The sequence below is a fragment of the Dysosmobacter sp. Sow4_B12 genome (genome assembly GCF_052116665.1).
Classification (GTDB): domain Bacteria; phylum Bacillota; class Clostridia; order Oscillospirales; family Oscillospiraceae; genus Oscillibacter.
Genome location: NZ_JBQKKR010000001.1, coordinates 496,668 through 518,753, shown reverse-complemented (window position 1 = coordinate 518,753; position 22,086 = coordinate 496,668). Strand labels below are relative to the sequence as shown.

18 protein-coding genes are annotated in these 22,086 nt (G+C 61.0%); 5 read left to right on the top strand and 13 right to left on the bottom strand.

What is annotated here, in order from left to right:
- Nucleotides 1-7: 7 nt before the first annotated feature.
- The 3 genes from ACTQ4R_RS02705 (at nt 8) to ACTQ4R_RS02695 (ending at nt 5,527) form a co-directional block, all read left to right on the top strand.
- Entirely contained in the window at nt 8-1,471 is a 1,464-nt protein-coding gene (locus ACTQ4R_RS02705) for a polysaccharide biosynthesis tyrosine autokinase (RefSeq protein WP_441625587.1), read from the top strand.
- Entirely contained in the window at nt 1,458-2,933 is a 1,476-nt protein-coding gene (locus ACTQ4R_RS02700; RefSeq protein WP_441625585.1) for a polysaccharide biosynthesis tyrosine autokinase, read from the top strand. Before ACTQ4R_RS02705 ends, ACTQ4R_RS02700 begins: the two co-directional genes overlap by 14 nt.
- 287 nt (nt 2,934-3,220) lie before the next feature.
- Nucleotides 3,221-5,527, top strand: coding sequence for an S-layer homology domain-containing protein (locus ACTQ4R_RS02695; RefSeq protein ID WP_441625583.1), 2,307 nt, complete (start codon nt 3,221-3,223; stop codon nt 5,525-5,527).
- A 135-nt stretch (nt 5,528-5,662) separates the two neighbouring features.
- Here the strand turns inward: ACTQ4R_RS02695 and ACTQ4R_RS02690 are convergent, their stop codons facing one another.
- From ACTQ4R_RS02690 to hydA, 8 genes are all read right to left on the bottom strand, one after another.
- Nucleotides 5,663-6,325 (bottom strand): metal-dependent hydrolase, encoded by a 663-nt coding sequence (locus ACTQ4R_RS02690; RefSeq protein ID WP_441625581.1) that lies wholly within the window; start codon nt 6,323-6,325, stop codon nt 5,663-5,665.
- A gap of 16 nt (nt 6,326-6,341) precedes the next feature.
- Nucleotides 6,342-7,502: a DUF362 domain-containing protein gene (locus ACTQ4R_RS02685; protein WP_441625579.1), complete on the bottom strand. Its 1,161-nt coding sequence runs from the start codon at nt 7,500-7,502 to the stop codon at nt 6,342-6,344.
- Between the two features lie 19 nt (nt 7,503-7,521).
- The gene (locus tag ACTQ4R_RS02680) at nt 7,522-8,964 is read right to left on the bottom strand and encodes a sodium/proline symporter (protein ID WP_441625577.1); all 1,443 of its coding nucleotides are present in this window, start codon (nt 8,962-8,964) and stop codon (nt 7,522-7,524) included.
- A 156-nt stretch (nt 8,965-9,120) separates the two neighbouring features.
- Nucleotides 9,121-10,623, bottom strand: a complete 1,503-nt coding sequence (locus ACTQ4R_RS02675; RefSeq protein WP_441625575.1) for a glycine betaine ABC transporter substrate-binding protein — start codon at nt 10,621-10,623, stop codon at nt 9,121-9,123.
- Entirely contained in the window at nt 10,620-11,261 is a 642-nt protein-coding gene (locus ACTQ4R_RS02670; protein ID WP_441625573.1) for an ABC transporter permease, read from the bottom strand. The genes ACTQ4R_RS02675 and ACTQ4R_RS02670 overlap by 4 nt, the downstream gene beginning before the upstream one ends.
- Nucleotides 11,258-12,370, bottom strand: coding sequence for a betaine/proline/choline family ABC transporter ATP-binding protein (locus tag ACTQ4R_RS02665; RefSeq protein WP_441625571.1), 1,113 nt, complete (start codon nt 12,368-12,370; stop codon nt 11,258-11,260). The genes ACTQ4R_RS02670 and ACTQ4R_RS02665 overlap by 4 nt, the downstream gene beginning before the upstream one ends.
- A 4-nt stretch (nt 12,371-12,374) precedes the next feature.
- Complete coding sequence (locus tag ACTQ4R_RS02660) at nt 12,375-13,004, bottom strand: TrkA C-terminal domain-containing protein (RefSeq protein ID WP_441625569.1); 630 nt, start codon at nt 13,002-13,004, stop codon at nt 12,375-12,377.
- Nucleotides 13,005-13,214: 210 nt separating this feature from the next.
- On the bottom strand, nt 13,215-14,591 hold the full coding sequence (gene hydA / locus ACTQ4R_RS02655; RefSeq protein ID WP_441625567.1) for a dihydropyrimidinase: 1,377 nt from the start codon (nt 14,589-14,591) through the stop codon (nt 13,215-13,217).
- 220 nt (nt 14,592-14,811) lie between these two features.
- Between hydA and ACTQ4R_RS02650 the strand changes: the two genes are divergently transcribed.
- The gene (locus ACTQ4R_RS02650) at nt 14,812-16,971 is read left to right on the top strand and encodes a 5'-nucleotidase C-terminal domain-containing protein (protein ID WP_441625565.1); all 2,160 of its coding nucleotides are present in this window, start codon (nt 14,812-14,814) and stop codon (nt 16,969-16,971) included.
- Nucleotides 16,972-17,042: 71 nt separating this feature from the next.
- Here the strand turns inward: ACTQ4R_RS02650 and proC are convergent, their stop codons facing one another.
- The 5 genes from proC to proB are packed head-to-tail and all read right to left on the bottom strand — an operon-like array spanning nt 17,043 to nt 21,186.
- Nucleotides 17,043-17,846, bottom strand: a complete 804-nt coding sequence (gene proC, locus ACTQ4R_RS02645; RefSeq protein ID WP_441626001.1) for a pyrroline-5-carboxylate reductase — start codon at nt 17,844-17,846, stop codon at nt 17,043-17,045.
- Between the two features lie 25 nt (nt 17,847-17,871).
- Nucleotides 17,872-18,717, bottom strand: coding sequence for a YwqG family protein (locus ACTQ4R_RS02640; RefSeq protein ID WP_441625563.1), 846 nt, complete (start codon nt 18,715-18,717; stop codon nt 17,872-17,874).
- A 1-nt stretch (nt 18,718) separates the two neighbouring features.
- The gene (locus ACTQ4R_RS02635) at nt 18,719-19,099 is read right to left on the bottom strand and encodes a hypothetical protein (RefSeq protein ID WP_441625561.1); all 381 of its coding nucleotides are present in this window, start codon (nt 19,097-19,099) and stop codon (nt 18,719-18,721) included.
- Between the two features lie 27 nt (nt 19,100-19,126).
- A complete protein-coding gene (locus ACTQ4R_RS02630; RefSeq protein WP_441625560.1) occupies nt 19,127-20,374 on the bottom strand; it encodes a glutamate-5-semialdehyde dehydrogenase in 1,248 nt (415 codons plus the stop codon).
- Entirely contained in the window at nt 20,371-21,186 is an 816-nt protein-coding gene (proB, locus tag ACTQ4R_RS02625; RefSeq protein WP_441625558.1) for a glutamate 5-kinase, read from the bottom strand. The genes ACTQ4R_RS02630 and proB overlap by 4 nt, the downstream gene beginning before the upstream one ends.
- A 119-nt stretch (nt 21,187-21,305) precedes the next feature.
- On the opposite strand from proB, the gene ACTQ4R_RS02620 reads away from it, so the two are divergent.
- Nucleotides 21,306-22,010, top strand: a complete 705-nt coding sequence (locus ACTQ4R_RS02620; protein WP_441625556.1) for a ClpP family protease — start codon at nt 21,306-21,308, stop codon at nt 22,008-22,010.
- Nucleotides 22,011-22,086: the final 76 nt, after the last annotated feature.

Genomic DNA, 22,086 nt, shown 5'->3' with positions numbered 1-22,086 from the left:
AACGAGCATGGATGAACAACAGACATTTCGCTGGACAGACTTGAATCCCCTGTGCCTGCTGCGCCGGCTGGGCCGTGACATCCTGCTGGTGGCGGCGGCGGGACTGATCGCTGCCATGCTGACCCAGGTGGCCATTCAGAACCTGTACAAGCCGGAGTACACGGCCAGCGCCACCATGGCGGTCAGCGTGAAAAGCGGCGGATATTCCTCCGTCCTGTCCAATTTGAGCCTGTCCTCGGAGATCGCGGATACCTTTACCAAGCTGTTTGAGAGCAATATGTTCGGGGCGCTGGCCAGCAGCAAACTGGGCACCAGCAGTCTGCCGGGCAAACTGACGGCCTCCGTCCTGCCGGAGACCAACCTTTTGATGCTGCGGGTGACGGCGGATTCGCCGGAGGATGCCTTCCGGACGCTGCAGCTGCTGCTGGACAATTACGACACCGTTTCGGAATATGTGTTCCAGAACGTGATCTTGAAGGAGCTGGACAGTCCCACTGTGCCGGTGAAGCCGTCCAACCCCGTGAACCGCTTCCGGCTTCTCAAGCTGGCCTTTATCGCCGGCGCCGGCGCCATGGTGGTACTGCTGCTGGCCATTGCCGTTCTGTCGGACACGGTGCAGACCTCCGAGGCTGTGCGGCGGAAGCTGGATGTGAAGCTTTTCGCCACGATCCATCATGAGGAGAAGAACAAGACCCTGCGCACGAAGCTGAAAAAAGCCAATAAGGGCCTGCTCATCACCATGCCGGTGGCCAGCTTCTATTTTACGGAGGAGATTTATAAGCTGGGGACGAAGGTGGACTACGCCGCCCGCCACGGAGAGCGGAAGGTCATTTTGGTCACCAGCGTGGCGGAGAACGAGGGCAAGTCCACCGTGGCGGCCAATCTGGCCCTGGCTTTGACCCAGGGCGGACAGCGGGTGCTGCTCATTGACGCGGACCTTCACAAGGCCGCCCAGTACAAGCTGTTCCAGTACAGGCCCACGGTGGAACTGGCGGATATGATCCGGGGCGCGGCGCCCTATGCGCCGGAGCGGCTGGAAGAGCAGAGATTGTACACGCTCTTTTCCACCAAGTCCAGCGACAGTGCCGCGGAGCTCATCGCCTCCGCCGGCATGGGGGATCTGCTGGAAAAGGCCCGGGAGGAAATGGACTATATTGTCATCGACTCGCCGCCCATGGCGCTGTTTTCCGACGTGGAGGCGCTGGCGGACCGGGCGGATATGTCCCTTCTGGTGGTGCGCCAGGATGTGACGCCTGTCCGCCGCATCAACGACACCGTGGACATTCTGAACCAGTGCCGGGCGGAGCTGCTGGGGTGCGTGTTCAACGATGTGCGGGGCATGCCCTTTGCCAACGACCACCACAGCTACGGCTATGGCTACGGTTACGGCTATGGCTATGGCGGCTATTACGGACAAAAGAGCGGTAAAATGACGGACAAGCAGGCGGAGGGCACCCATGGAAGAGGTTAAAAAAGACCAGGAAGAGCTGGAAAAAATTGATATATTCCGGGTCCTTCAGGAGTTCTGGAAATCCTTTGGCCGCCTGTGGTGGCTGCCGCTTTTGCTGGCGGTGGCCTGCGGCGGGCTGATGGGCTTGCGGGCCTGGCGAAGCTATACGCCCATGTACGAATCCCAGGTGACCTTCACCATTCAGACGGTGGATTCCTCCTTGACGGATATCGGCGGCAGCACCAGCTATTACAACAAGGCCACGGCGGAGCAGCTGGCAAAGACCTTTCCGTACCTGGTCCAGTCGGATTTGATGAAAAGCAAGCTGCGCCAGGCCATGGGCGTGAGCTGGATCAACGGGACCATCACGGCCCAGACGGTGGCAAACACGAATCTGTTTTCCCTGCGGGTCACCAGCACCTCCGCCCAGGATGCCTATGACATCTTGGTGGCGGTGACGGAGGTCTATCCCCAGGTGGCGGATTATGTCATCGGCAACACGGAGATGCAGCTTTTAACGGTGCCGGAGGTGGCGTCTGCATCTTATAACGCGTTTCGTCCCATCTGGACCATCTGCAAGGGTGCCCTGCTGGGTGCGTTTTTGGGGCTGCTGGTCATTCTGCTGTATGCGTTTACCCGGCGCAGCATTCGAGACCCGGAGGACATTCACCGGCGGCTGAACCAGACCTGCATCGCAACGCTGCCCAAGGTCACCTTCAAGCGCCGGGGCAATACCATTGACAAAAACGTCTCTATTTTAAACCAGCGGGTGGACGGCGCGTTCCGGGAGAGCGTGCGGAGCATGCGCATCAAGTTCCTGCGGGAAGCCCAAAAGCAGAAGGCCCGGGTGGTCATGGTCACCAGCACCCTGCCCGGGGAGGGCAAGACCACGGTGGCGGTGAATTTGGCGCTGACGCTCAGCCAAAGCGGCTCCAAGGTGATTTTGGTGGATCTGGACCTGCGCAAGCCCTCAGTTAAAAAAGCGCTGGGTGTGCGAAAGGCGTCCAAAGGCATGCCGGAGCTGCTGGCGGACTCCGCGGCGGAGCCGGAGACGGCTTTGCTTCGCCTGGAGAACAGCAACCTGTCCCTGCTGGCAGGCGACAGCGCCGCGGCGGACCCCCGGCAGCAGATCAACTCCCAACGCTTGCGTGCTGTACTGGGCAAGCTGCGGCAGGAGGCGGATTACGTCGTGCTGGACACGCCTCCCTGCGGCATCCTGGCGGACAGCGCCGGCGCGGCCCGCCTGGCGGACTGCACGCTGTACGTTCTGCGCGCCGGCGCCGTGGAGGTCTCCCATATCATGGACAGCCTGCAATTCCTGGCGGAGAGCGGCACCAAAATGATCGGCTGCGTGCTTAACGGTGCGCAGGCCGGCCAGGGCGGCTATGGCTACGGCTATGGGTATGGCTACGGCGGCTATGGCTACGGTTACGGAAAATACAACAGCCACCGCAAAAGCAAGGCGGCGGAGGAAGAAATCTAATTACGCTGTCGAGCCGCCCGGAGTATATCCGGGCGGCTTTTTCTGCGCCGCCGGAGGAAAAAGCGCAGGCCGGGGATGTCTGACAGGGGCGGAACAGGCGTAGAATTGTCGAAAAAATGAAAATTAAAATGAAAAAATTATCCAATTCTTCGCGGTTTTAAGGTTGCCGTTGAAATCGTGCTGTGCTATAATTTACTTACTTATATATGGGCCTATGCCCTTGGTGGGCTTCCTGGCGAAGTGATGCTCCGCGGGTGCCGCCAATCGTGTAAATGGAGGTATCAATCATGCGAAAACACAGAGTCTTAGCGGGGATTCTGGCTGCCATCATGCTGCTTGGCATGGTGCCGTCCGCATTGGCGGCGGATACGGGAAAATCCTGCCACGATCCGCATCCGCAGGAGGTCAGCTTTGACAATCTTCGGTTGGCCAAGTTTGCTGAAAGTTTGAACAATAGCCAGGAAACGACCGTGAACTTGATCGTTTCTGCGCCTTCTGACCAGAACCAGGTGGCGGTGGAGTTTGTGCTGGATGGAACCAGCAGTCTGCATGAGGAGGGAGACCTCGGCTTGATCAAGCAGACGGCCGCCGCAATTAAAAATACATTCAGCAAGAGCGAGAATGTGTATGTGGGCATCACGGTGTTTGGCCGCAAGGCAGAGACCGTGCTTTCCATGAAGTCTGTTGATGCGATCACAGAAAATGCCAATGAGATGGCGGAGACTTTGGCTGAGCAGCTGAAGAATCTGGATACCTGGTTGGGCTCCAACGTGCAGGCTGGTATCCATAAGGGTCTTGCGGACCTGCAAAAGGCCCCTGAAGGCTCCAAGAAGTACATGGTTCTGGTGACCGACGGCGGCAGCTATTGGTGGCTCGACGGCGAAGAGCCCGCCAACAACACCTATTACACCGGCGCGGGCGCGGAAACGGCGCCTCTGATGAACAACGACGCTGCCGAGGGCGGTTATGACGAGCTGACTCCCTTTGAAGAACTGATAGAGCTCGACCTTGATTCCAAGCCTGAGACCTATGGTGATGCCAGCGCCCATGAGCCTTTGGCCGCCGCGGTCCAGCAGATCAAGGAGAAGAAGGCCTCCAAGGAGGAGGCATACACCAACTTTGAGACCGGCATTTACTGGGCCGCCAAGGAGCTGGAGAAGATCCCCGGTGATGTGAATCTGATCACCGTGGGCAAGGAGTATTATCCCAATAAGGGCATCAACGCCTTGACGACGTTGGCCGGTGATTTTGTGGATATGGCCATTGAGAAGGATACCACTGGCTTCTCTGAGAGCCTGCGGGGTCTTTCCCTGGATGCTGCAATGGATGAGATCGCCGCAAAGCTAAGCATTGCTGTGCCTGCCGGCAGTGTCATCGTTGACCGCATGGGCAAAACTGTGGCGGAAAAGGGCGACACGGAGAAGTACGACTTCAACCTGCGCACCGATGCCATGTTTACCCTGCGGGTAGACGCCAAGGGTGTTGCAACACAGACGTATGAGGCCGCCATGGTCAACAATGTTGTGGCATTTGCGGATGGTTCTACTTTGGAATATGTCTCCGGCAGTGATGAGCATTTTGTCTTTACCCTGGGACAGGATATTTATACCGGCGGCCAGATCACTTTGATCTACAAGGAAAAGCTGGTGAATTATGATACTTCCAGCGGACACCATGATGTTCGCACCAATGTGGATGCCATCCTGGATACGGTGCCCGTTGCCGAGAACGGCAAATATGAGGGCGTGGCGTTCCCGGAGCCGATCCTATCTTACCGTGAAGGCAGCGGCAGCAACGGCGGCGGCACCATCATCCCCGATGATGAGGTCCCCAAGGCTGAGCTGAATGAGACCGACCACTACGCCTATATCATCGGCCGCAAGGACGGCTTGGTCCATCCCGAGGCCAATATCACCCGCGGCGAGGTAGCCACCATCTACTTCCGCATGCTCACGGATGAGTCCCGCAATGAGCTGTGGAGCCAGAGCAACCCCTACACCGATGTGCACCCTGACACCTGGTGCAACGCCGCTGTGTCCACCATGTCCCGCGCCGGTGTGATCCAGGGCTTCTCTGACGGCACGTTCCGTCCCTACGCTCCCATTACCCGTGCCCAGTTTGCCACTATCGCGGTCCGCTTCTTCGAAGTGGTCTATGCCGGTGAGGATAAGTTCACCGATATTGCCGACCACTGGGCCAAGGACTATATCAATAAGGCTGCCGAAGCCGCTCTCATCAACGGCTTCTCTGACGGCACCTTCCGTCCCAACCAGAATATTACCCGCGCCCAGGCCATGGCCATCTTCAACCGTGTGCTGGGCCGTGCTCCCGAGAAGGATCACCTGCTGCCGAACGATATGATCACCTGGCCCGACAACATGAATAAGAGCGCCTGGTACTATGCCAACATGCAGGAGGCCACCAACTCCCACGAGTACGAGGTCCGGTATGACGCGGAGGGCAATCCCTACGAGGTCTGGACCAAGATCCTGCCTGTCCGCGACTGGGCAGCCTTTGAAAAGGAATGGTCCACGGTGAACTCCGCCGCCAACCCCGGCGAGGTCATCTCCGTTCCTGTAAACGTCAAGAAATAATCCAAATGGAAAAGCCGCCGTGGGGAAAACCACGGCGGCTTTTCATATCTATTGCGGCGCTCATACGGCAGACTGAAATATGGACGGAAAAAATCTCCCCCGGCCTTGCGCCGGGGGAGATTGCTTGTATGCGATTCAGAGCTCCAGGCTTTCGCCGGGACGCAGGACCTTAGCCTGGAAGCCGGCTGCCTGTACCGCGTCGGCAAATGCCGCCGGGTCCTGGGCAATGGGGGGGAAGGTGTCGTAATGCATAGGTACGACCAGCTTGGGGCGGATCATTTTCACTGCTCGCAGAGCGTCCGCCGGGCCCATGGTGAACACATCGCCGATGGGCAGCAGAGCTACGTCGATGTCCTCCTCCGCCAGCAGGGCCATATCCGTCATTAAGGCCGTGTCACCGGCATGGTAGATTTTTTTGCCGCCCATTTCAAAAATGAAGCCGCAGGAGAGGCAGCCTGGAACACCGCTGCCGTGAATAGCCTGGAAGAACTTGGCGGAGCCAAAGGGCATGGGAATGGTGCCGCCCAAATTGCCCACTTGGACCCGGACACCGGCGGGGCCGAATACTCCGTCCGCCAGGTCCACGGTGCAGCAGACCGTGGCGCCGGTGCGCTGGGCGATGGCCTGGGCATCTCCGGTATGGTCGCTGTGACCGTGGGTCACAAAAATGAAGTCTGCCTCCACCTGGTCTGCCGCAGCGGCCGCCAGGGCGTTGCCCGTCAAGAAGGGGTCCGTCAGTACCTTGTGGGCGCCGTCGTCCAGCAAAAAGCAGGCATGGCCTAAAAATTGCAGTTTCATGTGTCAAACCTCCGTTTCAGTCATCCAATGTGGTCCCGGCGTCAATGGTACGGGCGATCTGGGAGGGGACCGGCGGACAGCCCTTGCAGAAAGCGCGGCCCTCGCCCCGGAGCTTGGCGGTACAGTTGCCAACCAGCACCACCCGGCTGCCCAGGCAGTCCTCCGCCGTGGCGTCGCCGCCGAAAACCAGCGTGGCCTCCGGGCCGTTTTCATATTCCTGGTGGTGGTAGCGGAAGAACTGCACCATGGCCGCGTGGCAGGCGCTGCAGGCGCCCCTATCCACCACACGGGGATTGGGATAGTTCAAGTGCAGGTCATGCTCCGACGCCAGCTGGAACCGGCGGGCCCATTTCAAGTAATCCGCGGGATAGACATGAATGTCCGCCGGGTCCAGGCCCCGGTGCTCCCGCACCAGATTCAGATGCGGCACAGCGTCCACCGCCATCCCCATCAGCTGGATGGCCGTCAAGTCCGCCGACAGGGCATCGTCCGATGCCAGAACCAGCCCCAGCTCCACCGGCGTGCCGCCGGAGGGGCCAAAGCCTTCCATGGCCACCACGCCGTCGATGACCACGTAATTAGGATAACAGACTTTCGTCAAATCCACAATCCCGTAATCCAGGCATTTGCCCTTGTGGATATCCGGCGGGGCTTGGTTGATACGGTGAAGGCGGGTCTTGTCCTTTTGGAACAAACATCCCTTCATGTTTTTGATGCTGAGGGTGACGCCGGCGTACATATGGGTCTTGATCACCGGAACGGAAATGACCCGGTCCACCTCGAAAGGCAGGTTGGACATTTTCAGCCGGGACACCATGATGGGGTCCGGGATCTCCTGCTCCCGCATGCCGCTCTCGTCCAGGTTTAGGCACTCCACGCCCTCTTCTCGGCAGACGTCCCAAATGCCGGCGGACTTCAGAGCCTCCACACTGTCCACACCCACGATGGAGCTGTCGCCCACGTAGATCTTTTTGGTGTTTCGCTCCTTAAAATAGCGGATCAGCCCCCGGACTACCTCCGGATGGGTGCAAAGACCGCTGGCGGCAGGGCCTTTGAAGCCGGTGTTCACCTTGAGGAGGACGGACAGGTCCGCCGGGTCCTCTTGGAACACCTTGGAAATGGCGTCATAGGCCATCTGGGCAGGGGTGCCGCCCTGTACGACGTATACGTCCGGCATAGTTACGCTCCTTTGAAACTCAGTCTTTCTTGTTCAGCTCTTCCACCATGCTCTGGATGCGGGCGGGGGGAGCCGGCGTCAGCAGGCTCACCAGCACGTGCACTACGGCGGTGACGGTGAAGGCCACGAAGGTATAGTGCAGGGTAGTGTTCAAGCCGGCCTTGTACCAGGCGTACACCGCCACGAAGCCCACGATCATGCTGACCATGGCACCCTCCCGGGTGGCACGCTTCCAGTAGAAGCCCAGGATCAAGATGGGGGCAAACACGGACAGGCCGCCCCAGGCCCACCAGTTGACCCAGAGGATGCTGTCAAAGGGATTGAACGCGATGTAGATGGCGAACGCGCCGATAACCACGGAGGCAATACGGGCAACCAGCAGGACCTCCTTGTCGGTGGCCTGACCTTTTTTCAGCATCTTGTTGTAGAAGTCCTGGGTCACGGCGGTGGTGGCCACATGGAGCAGGGCGTCGGCGGAGGACATGACGGCGGCCAGAATGGCGGCGGTGACGATGCCCACCAGCCAGCCGGGGGTATACTGGGTGATCATCTGGATGAAATTGGTGCTGGTGTTTTCGCTGTTGGGGAAGAGCACAATGCAGCACAGGTTAATGAGGAAGGAGCCAAACAGCAGGAACACGCCGGTAGTGCCGGCGATGACGGCGCCCCGCTTGGAGGAGCCGGGGTCCTTCATGCCCATGAACATCTGCACGATCTGGGGCTGGCCCATGTAGCCCAGCCAGCCGGCGGACAGCAGACCCACAATGGTGATGGGATTGATCCAGGGAGAGGCCAGGGAGGGATTCACGGCGGCAATCTCGTCCATGACGAAGCCGAGGCTGCCGGTGTTGCCGAAGGCCACGAACAGACCCACGATGACGGCAAAGATCATCAGCATGCCCTGGACAAAGTCCGTCCACGCCACGGCCAGCAAACCGCCGGCGGAGGTGTACAGGATGACCACCACGGCGCCAATGAGCACAGACACCCGGTAGTCCAGCCCCAGCACCGCCTGGAAGGTGGTGCCGGCGGCCATGAGCTGGGAGCTCATGTAAACCGTGATGCTGATGGCGATGATGATGGTGGCGATGGTCCGGATGACCTTGCGGTCCTCATCATAGTACCGGGCCTCAATGAGGTCGATGAAGCTGCGGGCCTTGGTCATGATGGTGAATTTCGCGACCCGCTTGGCCATGACGAAGAAGTTGATGAAGGGGGCGAAGCCGGAGGAGAACGCCGTCCAGATGGCGCCCAGGCCGGAGCCGGCCACCTGCTGGGACCAGGCGATGAACAGCCAGCCGCTGAGGCCGGCGGCCTGGTGGGCAATGGCGGTGAGAACGGAGCCGAAGCGGCTGCCGCCGATGAAGAAATCCGCGGAACTTTTCACGCTCTTTTTGGCCCGGTAGCCGATGAAGAGCATGCTGGCCATGTAAATGGCGATGACTACAAGAATCACTGTCATATGAGGTCCTCCTGTCAAACACGCGTCTTTGCCCATTTAAAGCTTTAAATGGACATGTTTATTATAGCATGCAGACGAAAAAAGTAAATCCTCATTTTGACAATTTTCGAGAAAAAGCAGGCGCCGGTGGATTCCGCCGGCGCCTGTCCGCAGCGATTATCCCTGCAAAAGTCCCAGGGATTCCAAAAATTCCCGGGCCACCTCGTCCACGCCGCGGCCCACCACGTCCACTTGATAAGTCAGCTCTGCCATCTGCTCCGTCGGGATGCGGCCCGCCAGCTGGTTCAAAATACCCTCCAGCTCCGGGCAGCGCTCCAGCACGTCCCGGCGCACCAGGAAGGCGCCGTTGTACTCCGGGAAAAAGCCACGGTCGTCTTCCAATATCTTGAGATTCGCCTTGCGGTTGAGGCCGTCAGTGGCATAGACCACGGTGACGTCAAAATTGCCGCTTTCCACGGCGGTGTATTTGAGCCCCAGGTCCACGGAGATGGCGTCCTTGAAGTCCAGACCATAGAACTCCACGAAGGGATAGTACTTCATGCTGCCCTCCCGGGTGAAGAAGCCTTGTTCCGCCCCAAAGGTCAGCTGGTCCGCTGCGCTGATGAGGTCGCTGATGGTCTCCAGCCCGTATTGGTCGGCGATGCTCTGCGGCACAGCAATGGCATAGGTGTTGTCAAAGCCCAGCTTTTCCAGAAGGCGAAGGTCGTGCTCCTCTGCGGCAAGTTGGTTGACATAATCATAAAGAGACATATCCTTCGGCACATCGGTGGTGTCCAAGCCCAAAAAGGTGGTCAGCAGCGTGCCATCATAGGAGATCATCAAATCGCAGGTGTGACCGTCGCCGATGAGGGCCTTGAAGTTGTTCACCTGGGACATCTGGTCCCGAATCGTGACAGTCAAGTCCGTTTGGTCCTCCACCAGCAGCTTGACCATGTGGTGCATCAGCTGGGTCTCGGAGTAATCTCCGTCATAGAGGATCAAGTCGCCGGAGCTGCCCCGGCCATAGGGCAGCAGCAGGCAGAAGGCCAGCAGAACGGCAAGAACGGGCACCCACATTTTCCGGGAGCCGCCCCGGGCTTTGCGCATCTGGCTTTCAAACCATCCCATCAGCAGGTCCAGAACCACGGCAATGACCATGAGGACGGCTGTGGCGCCCAGCAGCAGCTTCATGTCCTCCACCCGAATGGCCTGGGTGATGACGCGGCCCAGGCCGCCGCCGCCCACGTAGGCCGCGAATACGGCGGTGCCGATGGCGTTCACCACGGCAATGCGGATGCCGGTGAACACAGTGGGAAATGCCAAGGGAAACTCCACCATCAGCACCCGGTAGGGCTTGCTCATGCCCATGCCCCGGGCCGCCTCCTTCACGCCGGGGTCCACCTCCTGGAATCCAAGGCAGGTGTTCCGCACAATGGGGAGGAGGGAGTACAGCGTGATGCCGATAACGACGGTCAGCTTGCCGGGGTCCAGGAATACCATGATGATGCCCAGCAGCGCCAGGGATGGAATGGTTTGCAGCAGGTCCACTGCCCGCAATATCACCGCCCGGGCCTTCGGGGATACATAGGCCCAGATGCCCAGGGGCAAGCCCACGCAGATGGACAGGATGCTGGCCGCCAGCACGATGAACAGGTGTTCAAGAACGAGTGACCAGCTCATTTGCCCACCTCCTTTTTCAACCCCCGGGGCGTGACCTTCTTTTGCAGCAGGTCGATGGCCGCGCCGAACACGATGGCAAGAATGGCCGCCGGGATGGCGCCCAGGAGGATGAGGGTGTTATTGTTGGAGGCCACCCCTTGATACACGAAGTCTCCCAGGCCCTTCAAACCGATCATAGCGGCCAGCACCGCCCAGGAGACGGTGTAAATGGCGGCCATACGGAGACCGGCGATGATGGTGGGCATGGCCAGAGGCAGCTCTACTTTGAAAAGGGTCTGGAAAGCGGACATGCCGCAGCCCTTGGCGGCTTCGATATACCGCTGTTCCACGCCCAGAATGCCGGTATAGGTGTTTTTCAGCACCGGGAACATGGCGTATACACTGAGGGCCACGATCACCGTGGGGTAGACGCCGCCCCACCAGATATACAGTACGCCGATGAACACCAGGCCGGGGATGGTCTGGAACACGGAGAGCACCGGCAGGATGAGGCCGGACCACTTGGGGACACGGGACAGGAGAATCCCCAGCACCAGACCCAAGGCAAAGCCCACGGCCACGGATACCAGCACATAGAGGGTGTGGATGCAGATGTCCTTGGCCAAAGCTGCGCCGTACAGCGCAAACAGCGTCCTCATGATCCCGCCCCCCACAGGTTCTCCGCCACGGAGCGGGCCACGCTGGTCTTGGTGACGATGCCGGCGATGGTGTCATCCTCGTTCAGCACCACCACGTAAGGCGCGCCGGAGTCCAGCAGGTAGTCAAAGCTCTCCTTGGCGTCATCCCCCACCCGGACGGTACGGGCGGTCTGGCGGACCAGGGGTTCGATGCTGGTGAGCCCCTGCCCCCAGTGGCGCATGTCGCCGATGGAGACCGTGCCGGCGTAGCGGCCGGCCTCGTCGGTGACCAGGAGCGTGTCCACGCTGCCCCGGGCCATGCGCTCGGCGCACTCCAAAACACCCCGGTCCCGCTTGACAGTGATGAGGTTGGTGCGCATGAAGCTCTCCACCTTGGAGGGGGCGGGGGCATCCGGGGCGTGCTTGCCCAGGAAGTTGCGCACCAGGTCATTGGCGGGATGCTCCAGCATCTCCTCGGGAGAGGCCATCTGCACGATCTCGCCGCCGGCCATGAAAATGATGGTGTCCGCCAGCTTCAGCGCCTCGCCCATGTCATGGCTGACGAACACGATGGTCTTGTTCAGCTTCTGCTGGAGATGTTTCACCTCGTCTTGAAGGGTCTCCCGGGTCATGGGGTCCAGGGCGCTGAAGGGCTCATCCATCAGCACGATGGGAGGAGACGCCGCCAGGGCCCGCAGCACGCCGATGCGCTGCTGCTGACCGCCGGAGAGCTCTGTGGGATATTTGTCGGCGTACTGCTCCATGTTTACCATTTTTAAAAGGTCCCGGACGATCTCGCCGCACCGCTGCTTGTCGTATTTCAAGAGCTTCGGCACCACGCAGATGTTCTGGGCCACGGTCATGTTGGGAAACAGGCCGATCTGCTGGATGACGTAGCCGATATGCCGCCGCAGCTCCACCTTGTCCTGGCTCCGGATATCCCGGCCGTCAATGGAGATGGTGCCGCTGTCCGGCTCAATGAGGCGGTTGATGGTTTTCAGCGTGGTGGTCTTGCCGCAGCCGGAGGGACCGATAAGCACCACAAACTGCCCGTCGGGGATGGTGAAGCTCAAGTCCTTCAGAATGGGTGTTTTTCCGTAGCTTTTGGTGACGTGTTCAAACTGGATCATTTCTTCACTCCTTTGCAGTGACCAGATGGTGGGCGGCCTCCGCCGCGGCGGGAGTACCCACCAAAACGATGATGTCTCCGCCGTACAGCTCCGCGTAGGGCCCCGGGGACAAGATGACGGTCTGGCCCCGCCGGATGGCCACGATGGTGCCGCCGGTGGACTGCCAGAATTTTAGGGCGCCGATGCTCTTGCCGGTAATGGGGGAGCCTTTCGGCACCGGCACCTCATAGTTGGGAAGCGGCTCGCCGGCTGCGGCAAAGGTCTCCCGGCTTTTCACCAGGGCGGCGATGGTGTCGGCAATGCGGTGGTGGAGGTCAGTGGCCTCCTCCATCATGTCCTTCAGCTGCCGCCGAAGGACACGGACGTCGGCGTTCTCCTCAAAATTTGCGATGTAGCGGCGGGCGCTGTCTGCGGAGAGGACCACAGCGCCGCTCTGGGGCTTGATCTCCACCACCTTCATATCCGCCAGCAGCCGCAGCGCCCGGCGGATGGTCTCCGGCGAGACATTATACTCCGACGCCATAACGGACCGGCCGTAGATCCGGCTGCCCTCCGGCAGCTCGCCTTTGGCGATGCGGGTGGCCAGGTCCAGGGCGATTTGGAGATATTGAGAGAGAACAACAGACTGTTTCATGATGCATCTACCTTTCCAACCTATGGCTGTATGCGTCCATTATATACTGACAACTTTTACTTGTAAATTAAGATGGCAGTTAAGTTTTTGTGAACAAATTAAAATTTCATGAAGAAACTTGCCGTTTTCTGACTTCCGAGTAAAAAAAGATGCTAAAAAATGAAAAAAGGGCGGACGCACAAGCGTCCGCCCTTGAAAAGGGGAAATGCTTTACAGAGAGTTTTTGCCCCGGGCCATGTATTTGCCCTGGGGTGCCTGGTCCAGAACGGTGCCGTTTTCCACGGCCAAATGGCCCCGCAGCCATACCTGGCGGATGCCGCCCGCTGTGACAAAGCCCTCATAGGGATTGTAGTCCACGTTGGCCACGCAGTCATCCGCCCGGATCACATGGCTGGCCCGGGGGTCGTATACCACGATGTCGGCATCGCTACCACGGCGCAGCAGGCCCTTGCGGGGATACAGGCCATACAGCCGGGCGGGGTTTTCGCACAGAACGCGGCACATCTGGGCGGCATTGAGCTTTCGCTTGGCGACGCCGTAGGAATAGAGAAGCTCGCCCCGGGTCTCCACGCCGGGCAGACCGCCGGGGATCTTGGTGAAATCCTCCCGGCCCATGTCCTTCTGGGCCAGGGTAAAGGAGCAGTGGTCCGTGGACACCGTCTGGATGTCCCCACGGCGCAGGGCCTTCCACAGGTACTCCTGCTCCGCCTTCTCCCGCAGAGGCGGAGCGCAGACATAGCGGGCGGCGGAGGAGTAGTCGTCGCTGAAATAGACGCTCTCGTCCAGCAGCAGGTACTGGGGACAGGTCTCCACGTATACGATCTGGCCCCGCCTGCGGGCGTGCTCCACTTCCTTCAAAGCCTCGTGGTTGGTGAGGTGGACGATGACCACCGGGCAGTCCGCCGCCTGGGCGATGCGCAGCAGCCGGCTGACAGCCTCCGCCTCCAGGTAGGGGGGACGGGTGACGGGATGGGAGCCGGGGCCCAGCCTGCCGCTGTTTTTCCGTTCGGCGATCATGCCGTCGATAACGCCGGCGTTCTCGCAGTGGACGCCGCAGATGCCCCCCAGCCGCCGCAGCTCCTTCAGCGCCCAGTACATATCCCGGTCGCCGATCATCATGGCGGGGTAGGTCATATACATTTTAAAAGAGGAGACGCCCTGGGCGAACATGTCCGGCAGCTCCGCCCGGATACCCTCGTTCCAGTCGTCAATGGTCATATGGAAGCCGTAGTCGCAGAAGGTACGCCCATCGGCCTTTTGGTGCCACAGCTCCAGACCGTGGTGGAGAGTCTCTCCCTTGTTGGGACAGGCGAAATCGATGACGGTGGTGGTTCCGCCCCGCAGAGCCGCCCGGCTGCCGGTGTAAAAATCATCGGCGGTGGTGGTGCCGGCCACGTCCAGGTCAAAGTGGGTGTGGGCGTCGATGAAGCCGGGGAACAGCAGGCAGCCGGACACATCCGTCACCGTGTCGGCGGCGTCGGTGAGACCGCGGCCCACCCGGAGGATCTTTTCACCGTCCACCAGCACGTCGGCCCGCTTCACACCGGAGCCGGAGACCACAGAGCCGCCCTTGAGCAGTGTTTTCATAAAAACCAACTCCTCTTTGTCATATCAAGGCCAGTATAGCACCGAATCTTTCGGATTACCAGAGGCGGGAGTGAAAAATCGGCGCCATGGAAAAGCATACAAAAATGAGGGAGCTTTTTCTCAAAGTTCGCGGAAATTATACCTGCTTATTTTACCGGAGTATGGTATACTGTATTTCAGAAGAGCGATCTGCTCTGCGATCACAAAAGGAGGTAAACGAATGAAGAAGAAAGTTCTGTCCCTGCTCCTGGTGTTGGCCATGATGTTCTCCCTGGGCATCACCGCCGGCGCCGAGGAGCCTGCCCAGGACCTGAGCGATTCCATCATCATCCTGCATACCAACGATGTGCACGGCGCCATCGACGGCTATGCCAAAGCGGCGGCTTTGAAGAAGACCTATGAGGATATGGGCGCCTATGTCCTGCTGATGGACGCCGGTGACTTTATCCAGGGCGATCCCACCGTCAGCACCAGCGAGGGCGCCACCGCGGTGGAGCTGATGAACATGGCCGGTTACGATGTGGCGGCTCCCGGCAACCACGAGTTTGATTACGGCTATGCCAACCTCAAGGACCTGGCCGGCAAGGCGGAGTTCCCCATCGTGGCGGCCAACGTGCTCTACGGCGGCAAGACGGCTTTCACTGACAATGTGACCTTCACCGCCCCTGACGGCACCAAGATCGGCGTGTTCGGTCTGGACACCCCCGAGACATCCACCAAGGCTCACCCTGCCAAGATCAAGGGCGTTACCTTCCTGGCGGACGACGATTTGGTGGCCTGCGCCCAGGAGCAGGTGAATGAACTGGAGGCTGAGGGCTGCGACATCATCGTCTGCCTGGGCCACCTGGGCATCGACGATGAATCCACCGGCAACCGCTCCATCGACCTTTTGGAGGAAGTGGACGGCGTCGACCTGTTCATCGACGGCCATTCCCACTCTGATTTAAACGACGTTTTGGAAGCTGTGGGTGAGGACGGCCTGGTAAACGGCACGCTCTTGACCTCCACCGGCACCAAGTTTGAAAGCATCGGCGTGGTGGTCATCTCCGACGGCGTCATGCAGGCCATCAACATCCCCACGTCTGACATCGTTGTGAAGCCCGACAAGACCGTGGCCGACCGGGCCGCCGCCATCCAGAAGGAGATCGACGACGAGTACGGCGCGGCGTTCGCCAAGACCGAAGTGGAGCTCAACGGCGTAAAGGCCGAGGTCCGCACCGGCGAGACCAACCTGGGCAACCTTATCACCGACGCCCTGGTCTGGGGCGCCGCGGAGGCCGGCACCAAGGTGGACGCGGCTGTCACCAACGGCGGCGGTATCCGCGCCTCCATCGCCAAGGGCGGTATCACCAAGAAGGACGTCAATACCGTCCTGCCCTTCGGCAACACCTTGAGCATCGTGAAGGTCACCGGCGCTGAGTTGCTGGAGGCCCTGGAAGCTTCCACCTACTGCACGCCTGAGACCATCGGCGGTTTCCCCCATGTCTCCGGCATCGTGTTCACCGTGGACACCGGCAAGCCCTACGACCAGGGTGAGCAGTATCCCGGCTCCACCTATTATGCCCCCAAGAGCATCCAGCGTGTGACCATCCAGTCCGTGGGCGGCAAGGCCTTTGACCCCAAGGCCACCTACACCATCGCCACCAATGACTTCCTGGCCGCCGGCGGCGACACCTATTACGCCTTCAAGACCGCCAGCGTCAACTATGACCTGGGTGCTCCCATGGATGAGGTGGTCATGGACTACATCACCGAGGAGCTGGACGGTGTTGTCACCGCCGAGGAATACGGCGCCGCCGAGGGCCGCATCACCATCAAGAAGGGCCTGCCCTTCACTGATGTGGCCGCTGACGCCGCCTATTATGACGATGTGATGTATGTCTATGAAAACAGCATCTTCAACGGCTTCACCGCCACCACCTTCGGTCCCGACGCCACCATGACCCGCGGCCAGATGGTCACCGTCCTGTGGCGGATGAGCGGCTCTCCCGAGCCGGAGAAGGACTGCTCCTTCACCGATGTGGCGGCCACCTCTCCCTACCGCAAGGCCATTGCCTGGGCCGTGGAGAACGGCTTGAGCAACGGCTACTCCACCACCACCTTCGCCCCCGGCCAGGCCATCTCCCGCCAGCAGTTCCTGGCCATTTTGTACCGTTACGCCCAGTTCCAGAAGTATGATGTCTCCGTGGGTGAGGACACCAACATCCTCTCCTATACTGACGCTGAGAGTGTCAGCACCTATGCCATTCCCGCCATGCAGTGGGCCTGCGGCGCCGGTATCGCCTACGATATTGACGGCAAGCTCATGCCCACCGCTCCCGCGCCCCGCTACCAGGTGGCGGAGTTCCTGGCCAGCTTCTGCCAGAACGTGGCTGCCTGAGCGGTTTTGCAAACAACGCATAAAAAATTCCCGCCGCCGGATATCCGGCGGCGGGAATTTTTATGCGTTGTTTACCGCAGGGCCTTGCTCTTTTCGTAGGCGGCGATGACCGCCTCCATGACGGCGCCCCGGAAGCCGGCGTTTTCCAGAGTCCGCACGCCCTGGATGGTGCTGCCGGCGGGGGAGCAGACGGCGTCCTTCAGCGCGCCGGGATGCTTGCCGGATTCCAGCACCAGGCGGGCGGAGCCCACCATCATCTGGGCGGCGAATTCCAAGGCCTGGGCCCGGGGCAGGCCGCAGGCCACGCCGCCGTCCGCCATGGCCTCCAGGAAGAGGTCCACGAAGGCGGGACCGCAGCCGGATACGGCGGCGCCTACATCCATGTGTCCCTCCGGAATGGCCGCCAGGCGGCCGGCACCGGCCATGGCGTCCAGAAACAGCTTCTCTTCCGCTTTGGTGACGCCGTCGCCGCAGGTGTACAGGATCATTCCCTCGCCGATGGCGGCGGGAGTGTTGGGCATGATGCGGATGACGGGGTAGCTGCCGCCGGCCATCTTTTGGATGTCGGCAATGGTGAGGCCCGCCGCCATGGACACCAGGATGAACCGGGTCTCCCGCTTTTCAAGCAGGGGGGCGATGTCCGCCAACATGTCCGCCATCATCTGGGGCTTGACCCCCAAAAAGATAAAATCCGCGTTTTCCGCGACGGCGGCGTTGTCCGCCACCCGGCAGTCCAGCTCCTCCGCCAGAGCCCGGGCCTTTTCCACTGTTCGGTTGGCCAGGAACACCTGGTCGCTGGGGATGCTCTTGCAGGCGGCGCGGGCCAGAGCGCCGCCCATGCTGCCGCAGCCGATAAAGCCTAAAGTTGCCATGATGTATCACATTCCTTTGTCTGAAAAGTCAGCCGCACTGGAGGATGAGCCACGCCCGGTCAAACCGCCGGGCGGCCAGGTCCTCCTTACGGATGCAGAAATAGACGCGGCCGCAGTCGCCGAACATCAGCTGGAAGCCATCAGCCTCCACGGTGTCCAGCTGGAACAGCAGCTGCCAGTTTTGAACAGCGTCCCGTTCCGCCTGTGCCTCCTCCGGAGAGAGGTCCGGGCATAAGCCGCCCAGATAGAGGCCCCGGTCCGTCAGCTCGCACTCCCGGAAAAAGCTGCCCTGGATCAGATCCGGCCAGCCCAGCAGGCAGGAGCGGTTGTCCGGGTCCTCAATGCCCAGCATGGCACGGGCCTCCCAGTACGGCTCCCAATCGCCGATTTCATCCTCCCGGCCGGCGTAAAAGTCCTCGGCGCCGGGGTAAGAGGCCTCCGCCGCCAGGGCCATCCCCATGGCGGGCAGACAGTACTCGGCAGGCAGGTCCTCCGGCGGAGATGCCGGGGACAGGGCGTCTGTCTCCGGGAACCAGAACACCCGGGCGCAGCCCCGGTCCGCCGGATCAAAGCCCCACCGCTGGGAGCCCAGCTCGTAGAAAAAGGACAGTACGCCTTCTTTTGGCAGCAGGCCGTCCGTATCCAGCGGAGCCAGACAGGCACAGTTGAACTGGGCCAGGAACGCCAGCGGCCGGGGGCGTACATCATCGTCGTCATAGGTAGCTGTTTCAAAAACGGGCCAGACGAACTCCGCGGGCACGTCCGGTACACCGCCGAAGCGGCTGGCGCCCACGCCGGTATCCGGCTGACCGCCGAAGCGCAGGCGGATACCGTTTCGCGCCATGGCGCGGATGGCAGCTGTAAGGTCCGCCATGTCAGCCCTCCTGGTCCGGCTTCGGCGGCTGGGATTGCTCCGCCTTGGCCTTCTTCTCCTGGGCGGCCTTGGCCTTGGCGGCAAGCTTGGCGGTCTTTTCCGCACGGAGCTTCCGGCGGCTGAGGGCGGCCACGGCCAGGCTGAACAGCGCCACCAGAACATAGATGCCGCAGGGGGCGTACAGCTGCGTCAGCTCCTGGCCGGCGTCGGGATTGCCGTTGGCCCGCTGCATCAGGATGAAGAACACCATGGACGCCACGGCGGCCGCCGCCGTCAGTATGCCCAGCAGCAGCTTGATATGCCCCGGCTTCCGGGTCAGCATGAGGAGAAGCAGCAGTACCGTGATGACACTCAGCGCGATGGTCTCAAACAGCATTTCCATTTTCTTTTCCTCCTTCAATGGCGGTGGTCAGCGGACCTGGCCCTCACCGTAGATGACATATTTGCAGCTGGTCAGCTCCTCCAGGCCCATGGGGCCCCGGGCGTGCATCTTCTGGGTGGAGATGCCGATCTCGGCACCCAGGCCGAATTCGCCGCCGTCGGTGAAGCGGGTGGAGGCGTTGACATACACCGCTGCCGCGTCCACCCTGTCCAGGAAGTGCTGGGCCTTGAAGTAGTTTTTCGTGATGATGGCCTCGGAGTGCCCGGTGCCGTGGCGGTTGATGAAGGCGATGGCCTCGTCCATGTCCTTGACGGTGCGGACCGCCAGGATGTAGTCGTCATACTCCGCGTCCCAGTCGGCCTCGGCGGCGGGGACGCCCCGCTTGCCGACGAGCTTGAGGGCCTTTTCGTCGCACCGCAGCTCCACCTGGTGTTTGTCCAGCAGAGGCACGGCCTTGGCAAGGAAGTCCGCCGCCACGTCCTCCTGGAGGAGCACGCACTCCACCGCGTTGCACACGGAGGGACGGGAGCACTTGGCGTTGTATAGAATATTGGCGCCCATGTCCAGGTCCGCCTCGTCGTCGATGTAGATGTGGCACACGCCCTCGCCGGTGCGGATGACGGGAACGCTGGCCTCCTTGGCGACCGCCCGGATGAGGCCCGCGCCGCCCCGGGGGATGAGAACATCCACGTATCCGTCCAGATGCATCAGCTCGTTGGCCGTCTCGTGGCTGGTGTCCTGCACCAGGGAGATGCAGTCCTCCGGCAGGCCCGCGGAGCGGAGAGCCTCCCGCATGAGGGCCGTGACGCAGCGGTTGGAGCGGATGGCCTCCTTGCCGCCCCGGAGGATGCACACGTTGCCGCTTTTCAGGCACAGGGCCGCCGCGTCCACGGTGACGTTGGGCCGGGCCTCAAAGATGATGGCGATGACCCCCAGAGGCACCCGCCGCCGGCCGATGATAAGGCCGTTGGGCCGGGTCTCCACCTTGGTGACCTGGCCGATGGGGTCCGGCAGGGCCATGACCTGCCGCACACCGTCCACGATGTCCGCTACCCGATCCGGCGTCAAGGTCAGACGGTCCAGCATGGCCGGACGCATACCCGCCTCCTTCGCGGCGGCCACGTCCTCCGCGTTGGCGGCGAGCCACGCATCCTGCCGCGCGGTCAACATGTCGGCGATGGCGGCCAGCGCCGCGTTTTTCTTCGCTGTTCCGGCGGTGGCCAGAACATAGGTGGCGGCCTTCGCGGCCTCACCCTGCTGCTGTAATGCGGTCATAAGCGTTCCTCCTTACCGTGGGCAACGAACCTCGTCCCGATGTTCTGCCCCTCCACAATGCCGTACAGGTCCTCCGTGCGTTCCCCGTTGGTGATGACCATGTCGCATCCGGCGTTCATGGCGATGCGGGCGGCGGAGAGCTTGGTGGCCATGCCGCCGGTGCCGCGCCAGGTTCCGGCGCCGCCGGCCATCTCCAAAATCTCCGGTGTCAGCGCCTCCACCCGGTGGAGCAGATGGGCGCCGGGATATTTCTTGGGGTCGGCGTTGTATAATCCGTCGATGTCGCTGAGCAGAACCAGCAGGTCCGCCCGGCACAGCTCCGCCACGATGGCGGAGAGGGTGTCGTTGTCGCCCAGGACCTTGTGGCGGCCGGTCTCGATCTCGGCGGAGGAGACGGAGTCGTTTTCGTTCACCACCGGAATGACCCCCATCTCCAGCAGGGCGGAGAAGGTGCCCCGCAGGTGCTCCGCCCGGGAGGGGTCCTCCACGTCATCGCCGGTCAGCAGGATCTGGGCCATGGAGCGGTTGTATTCAGAAAACAATTTATCGTAAATGTGCATCATGCGGCACTGGCCCACAGCGGCGGCGGCCTGCTTCATCCGCAGTTCCTTTGGCCGCTCCGAGAGACCCAGCTTTGCCGTGCCTACGGCGATGGCGCCGGAGGTCACCAGAATGACCTCATGCCCCATGCCGTGGAGGTCTGAAAGCGTCCGGACCAGGTGCTCCATGCTCCGAAGGTCCAGACTGCCGGAGTCATGGGTGAGGGAGGAGGTGCCCACCTTCACCACGATGCGCTGATTTGTGTGATCCACTTGGAAACCCTCCCGACTGTATTGTCAGTTTTTCTCAGTATAGCACGGCGGAGCGCAAAAGAAAACCCTGTGTAATTTCTGAAAAACTGCGGAAAATACCGGGGAAAGGGAGGAGATTTATGACAGAAACCACAAACCCCAGCCAACCGGACCGGGACGGCGGCAATGAGACCAGCCAGTCCATCCTGGATTTTGGCTCCGCCATGACCCGCACCGCCCACGGCAGCGTCTACTGCCTGACCATCATCGGGCAGATCGAGGGACATACGGCTGCCTCCAGCACCGCAAAGACCACCAAGTACGAGCACGTCCTGCCGCTCCTTGCCAAGCTGGAGGAAAGTGAGGAGGTGGACGGCGTGCTGTTCCTGCTGAACACGGTGGGCGGTGATGTGGAGGCGGGCCTTGCCATCGCCGAGCTCATCGCCGGCATGACCAAGCCCACGGTGTCCATCGTCCTGGGAGGAAGCCATTCCATCGGCGTGCCCCTGGCGGTGGCCGCACGGCGGAGCTTTGCCGTCCCCTCCGCCGCCATGACCATCCATCCTGTCCGCATGAGCGGAACCGTCATTGCCGCCCCTCAGACCTACAACTACTTCCAGCGGCTCCAGGAGCGCATCGTGGCCTTTGTCTCCGGCCACAGCCACATCAGCCCGGAGAAGTTTCAATCCCTCATGCTGCAAAAGGACGATATGGCCGCCGATGTTGGCAGCGTCATCTACGGCGAGGAGGCCGTCCGGCTGGGCATCATCGACCATGTGGGCGGCCTTTCCGACGGCCTGACCTGTCTGTACCGGCAGATCGGGGAGCGCAAAGGGACCAACTGATGAAAGCAGCCGCCCAGTCAGGCGGCTGCTTCAAATTTTTATGATATTTTGTAAAATATACTTGACAAATAGACTG

Coding starts and splice junctions, on each gene's coding strand:
- ACTQ4R_RS02705 (WP_441625587.1), top strand. CDS start 8: ATGGATGAACAACAGACATTTCGCTGGACAGACTTGAATCCCCTGTGC.
- ACTQ4R_RS02700 (WP_441625585.1), top strand. CDS start 1,458: ATGGAAGAGGTTAAAAAAGACCAGGAAGAGCTGGAAAAAATTGATATA.
- ACTQ4R_RS02695 (WP_441625583.1), top strand. CDS start 3,221: ATGCGAAAACACAGAGTCTTAGCGGGGATTCTGGCTGCCATCATGCTG.
- ACTQ4R_RS02690 (WP_441625581.1), bottom strand. CDS start 6,325: ATGAAACTGCAATTTTTAGGCCATGCCTGCTTTTTGCTGGACGACGGC.
- ACTQ4R_RS02685 (WP_441625579.1), bottom strand. CDS start 7,502: ATGCCGGACGTATACGTCGTACAGGGCGGCACCCCTGCCCAGATGGCC.
- ACTQ4R_RS02680 (WP_441625577.1), bottom strand. CDS start 8,964: ATGACAGTGATTCTTGTAGTCATCGCCATTTACATGGCCAGCATGCTC.
- ACTQ4R_RS02675 (WP_441625575.1), bottom strand. CDS start 10,623: ATGAGCTGGTCACTCGTTCTTGAACACCTGTTCATCGTGCTGGCGGCC.
- ACTQ4R_RS02670 (WP_441625573.1), bottom strand. CDS start 11,261: ATGAGGACGCTGTTTGCGCTGTACGGCGCAGCTTTGGCCAAGGACATC.
- ACTQ4R_RS02665 (WP_441625571.1), bottom strand. CDS start 12,370: ATGATCCAGTTTGAACACGTCACCAAAAGCTACGGAAAAACACCCATT.
- ACTQ4R_RS02660 (WP_441625569.1), bottom strand. CDS start 13,004: ATGAAACAGTCTGTTGTTCTCTCTCAATATCTCCAAATCGCCCTGGAC.
- hydA (WP_441625567.1), bottom strand. CDS start 14,591: ATGAAAACACTGCTCAAGGGCGGCTCTGTGGTCTCCGGCTCCGGTGTG.
- ACTQ4R_RS02650 (WP_441625565.1), top strand. CDS start 14,812: ATGAAGAAGAAAGTTCTGTCCCTGCTCCTGGTGTTGGCCATGATGTTC.
- ACTQ4R_RS02640 (WP_441625563.1), bottom strand. CDS start 18,717: ATGGCGGACCTTACAGCTGCCATCCGCGCCATGGCGCGAAACGGTATC.
- ACTQ4R_RS02635 (WP_441625561.1), bottom strand. CDS start 19,099: ATGGAAATGCTGTTTGAGACCATCGCGCTGAGTGTCATCACGGTACTG.
- ACTQ4R_RS02630 (WP_441625560.1), bottom strand. CDS start 20,374: ATGACCGCATTACAGCAGCAGGGTGAGGCCGCGAAGGCCGCCACCTAT.
- ACTQ4R_RS02620 (WP_441625556.1), top strand. CDS start 21,306: ATGACAGAAACCACAAACCCCAGCCAACCGGACCGGGACGGCGGCAAT.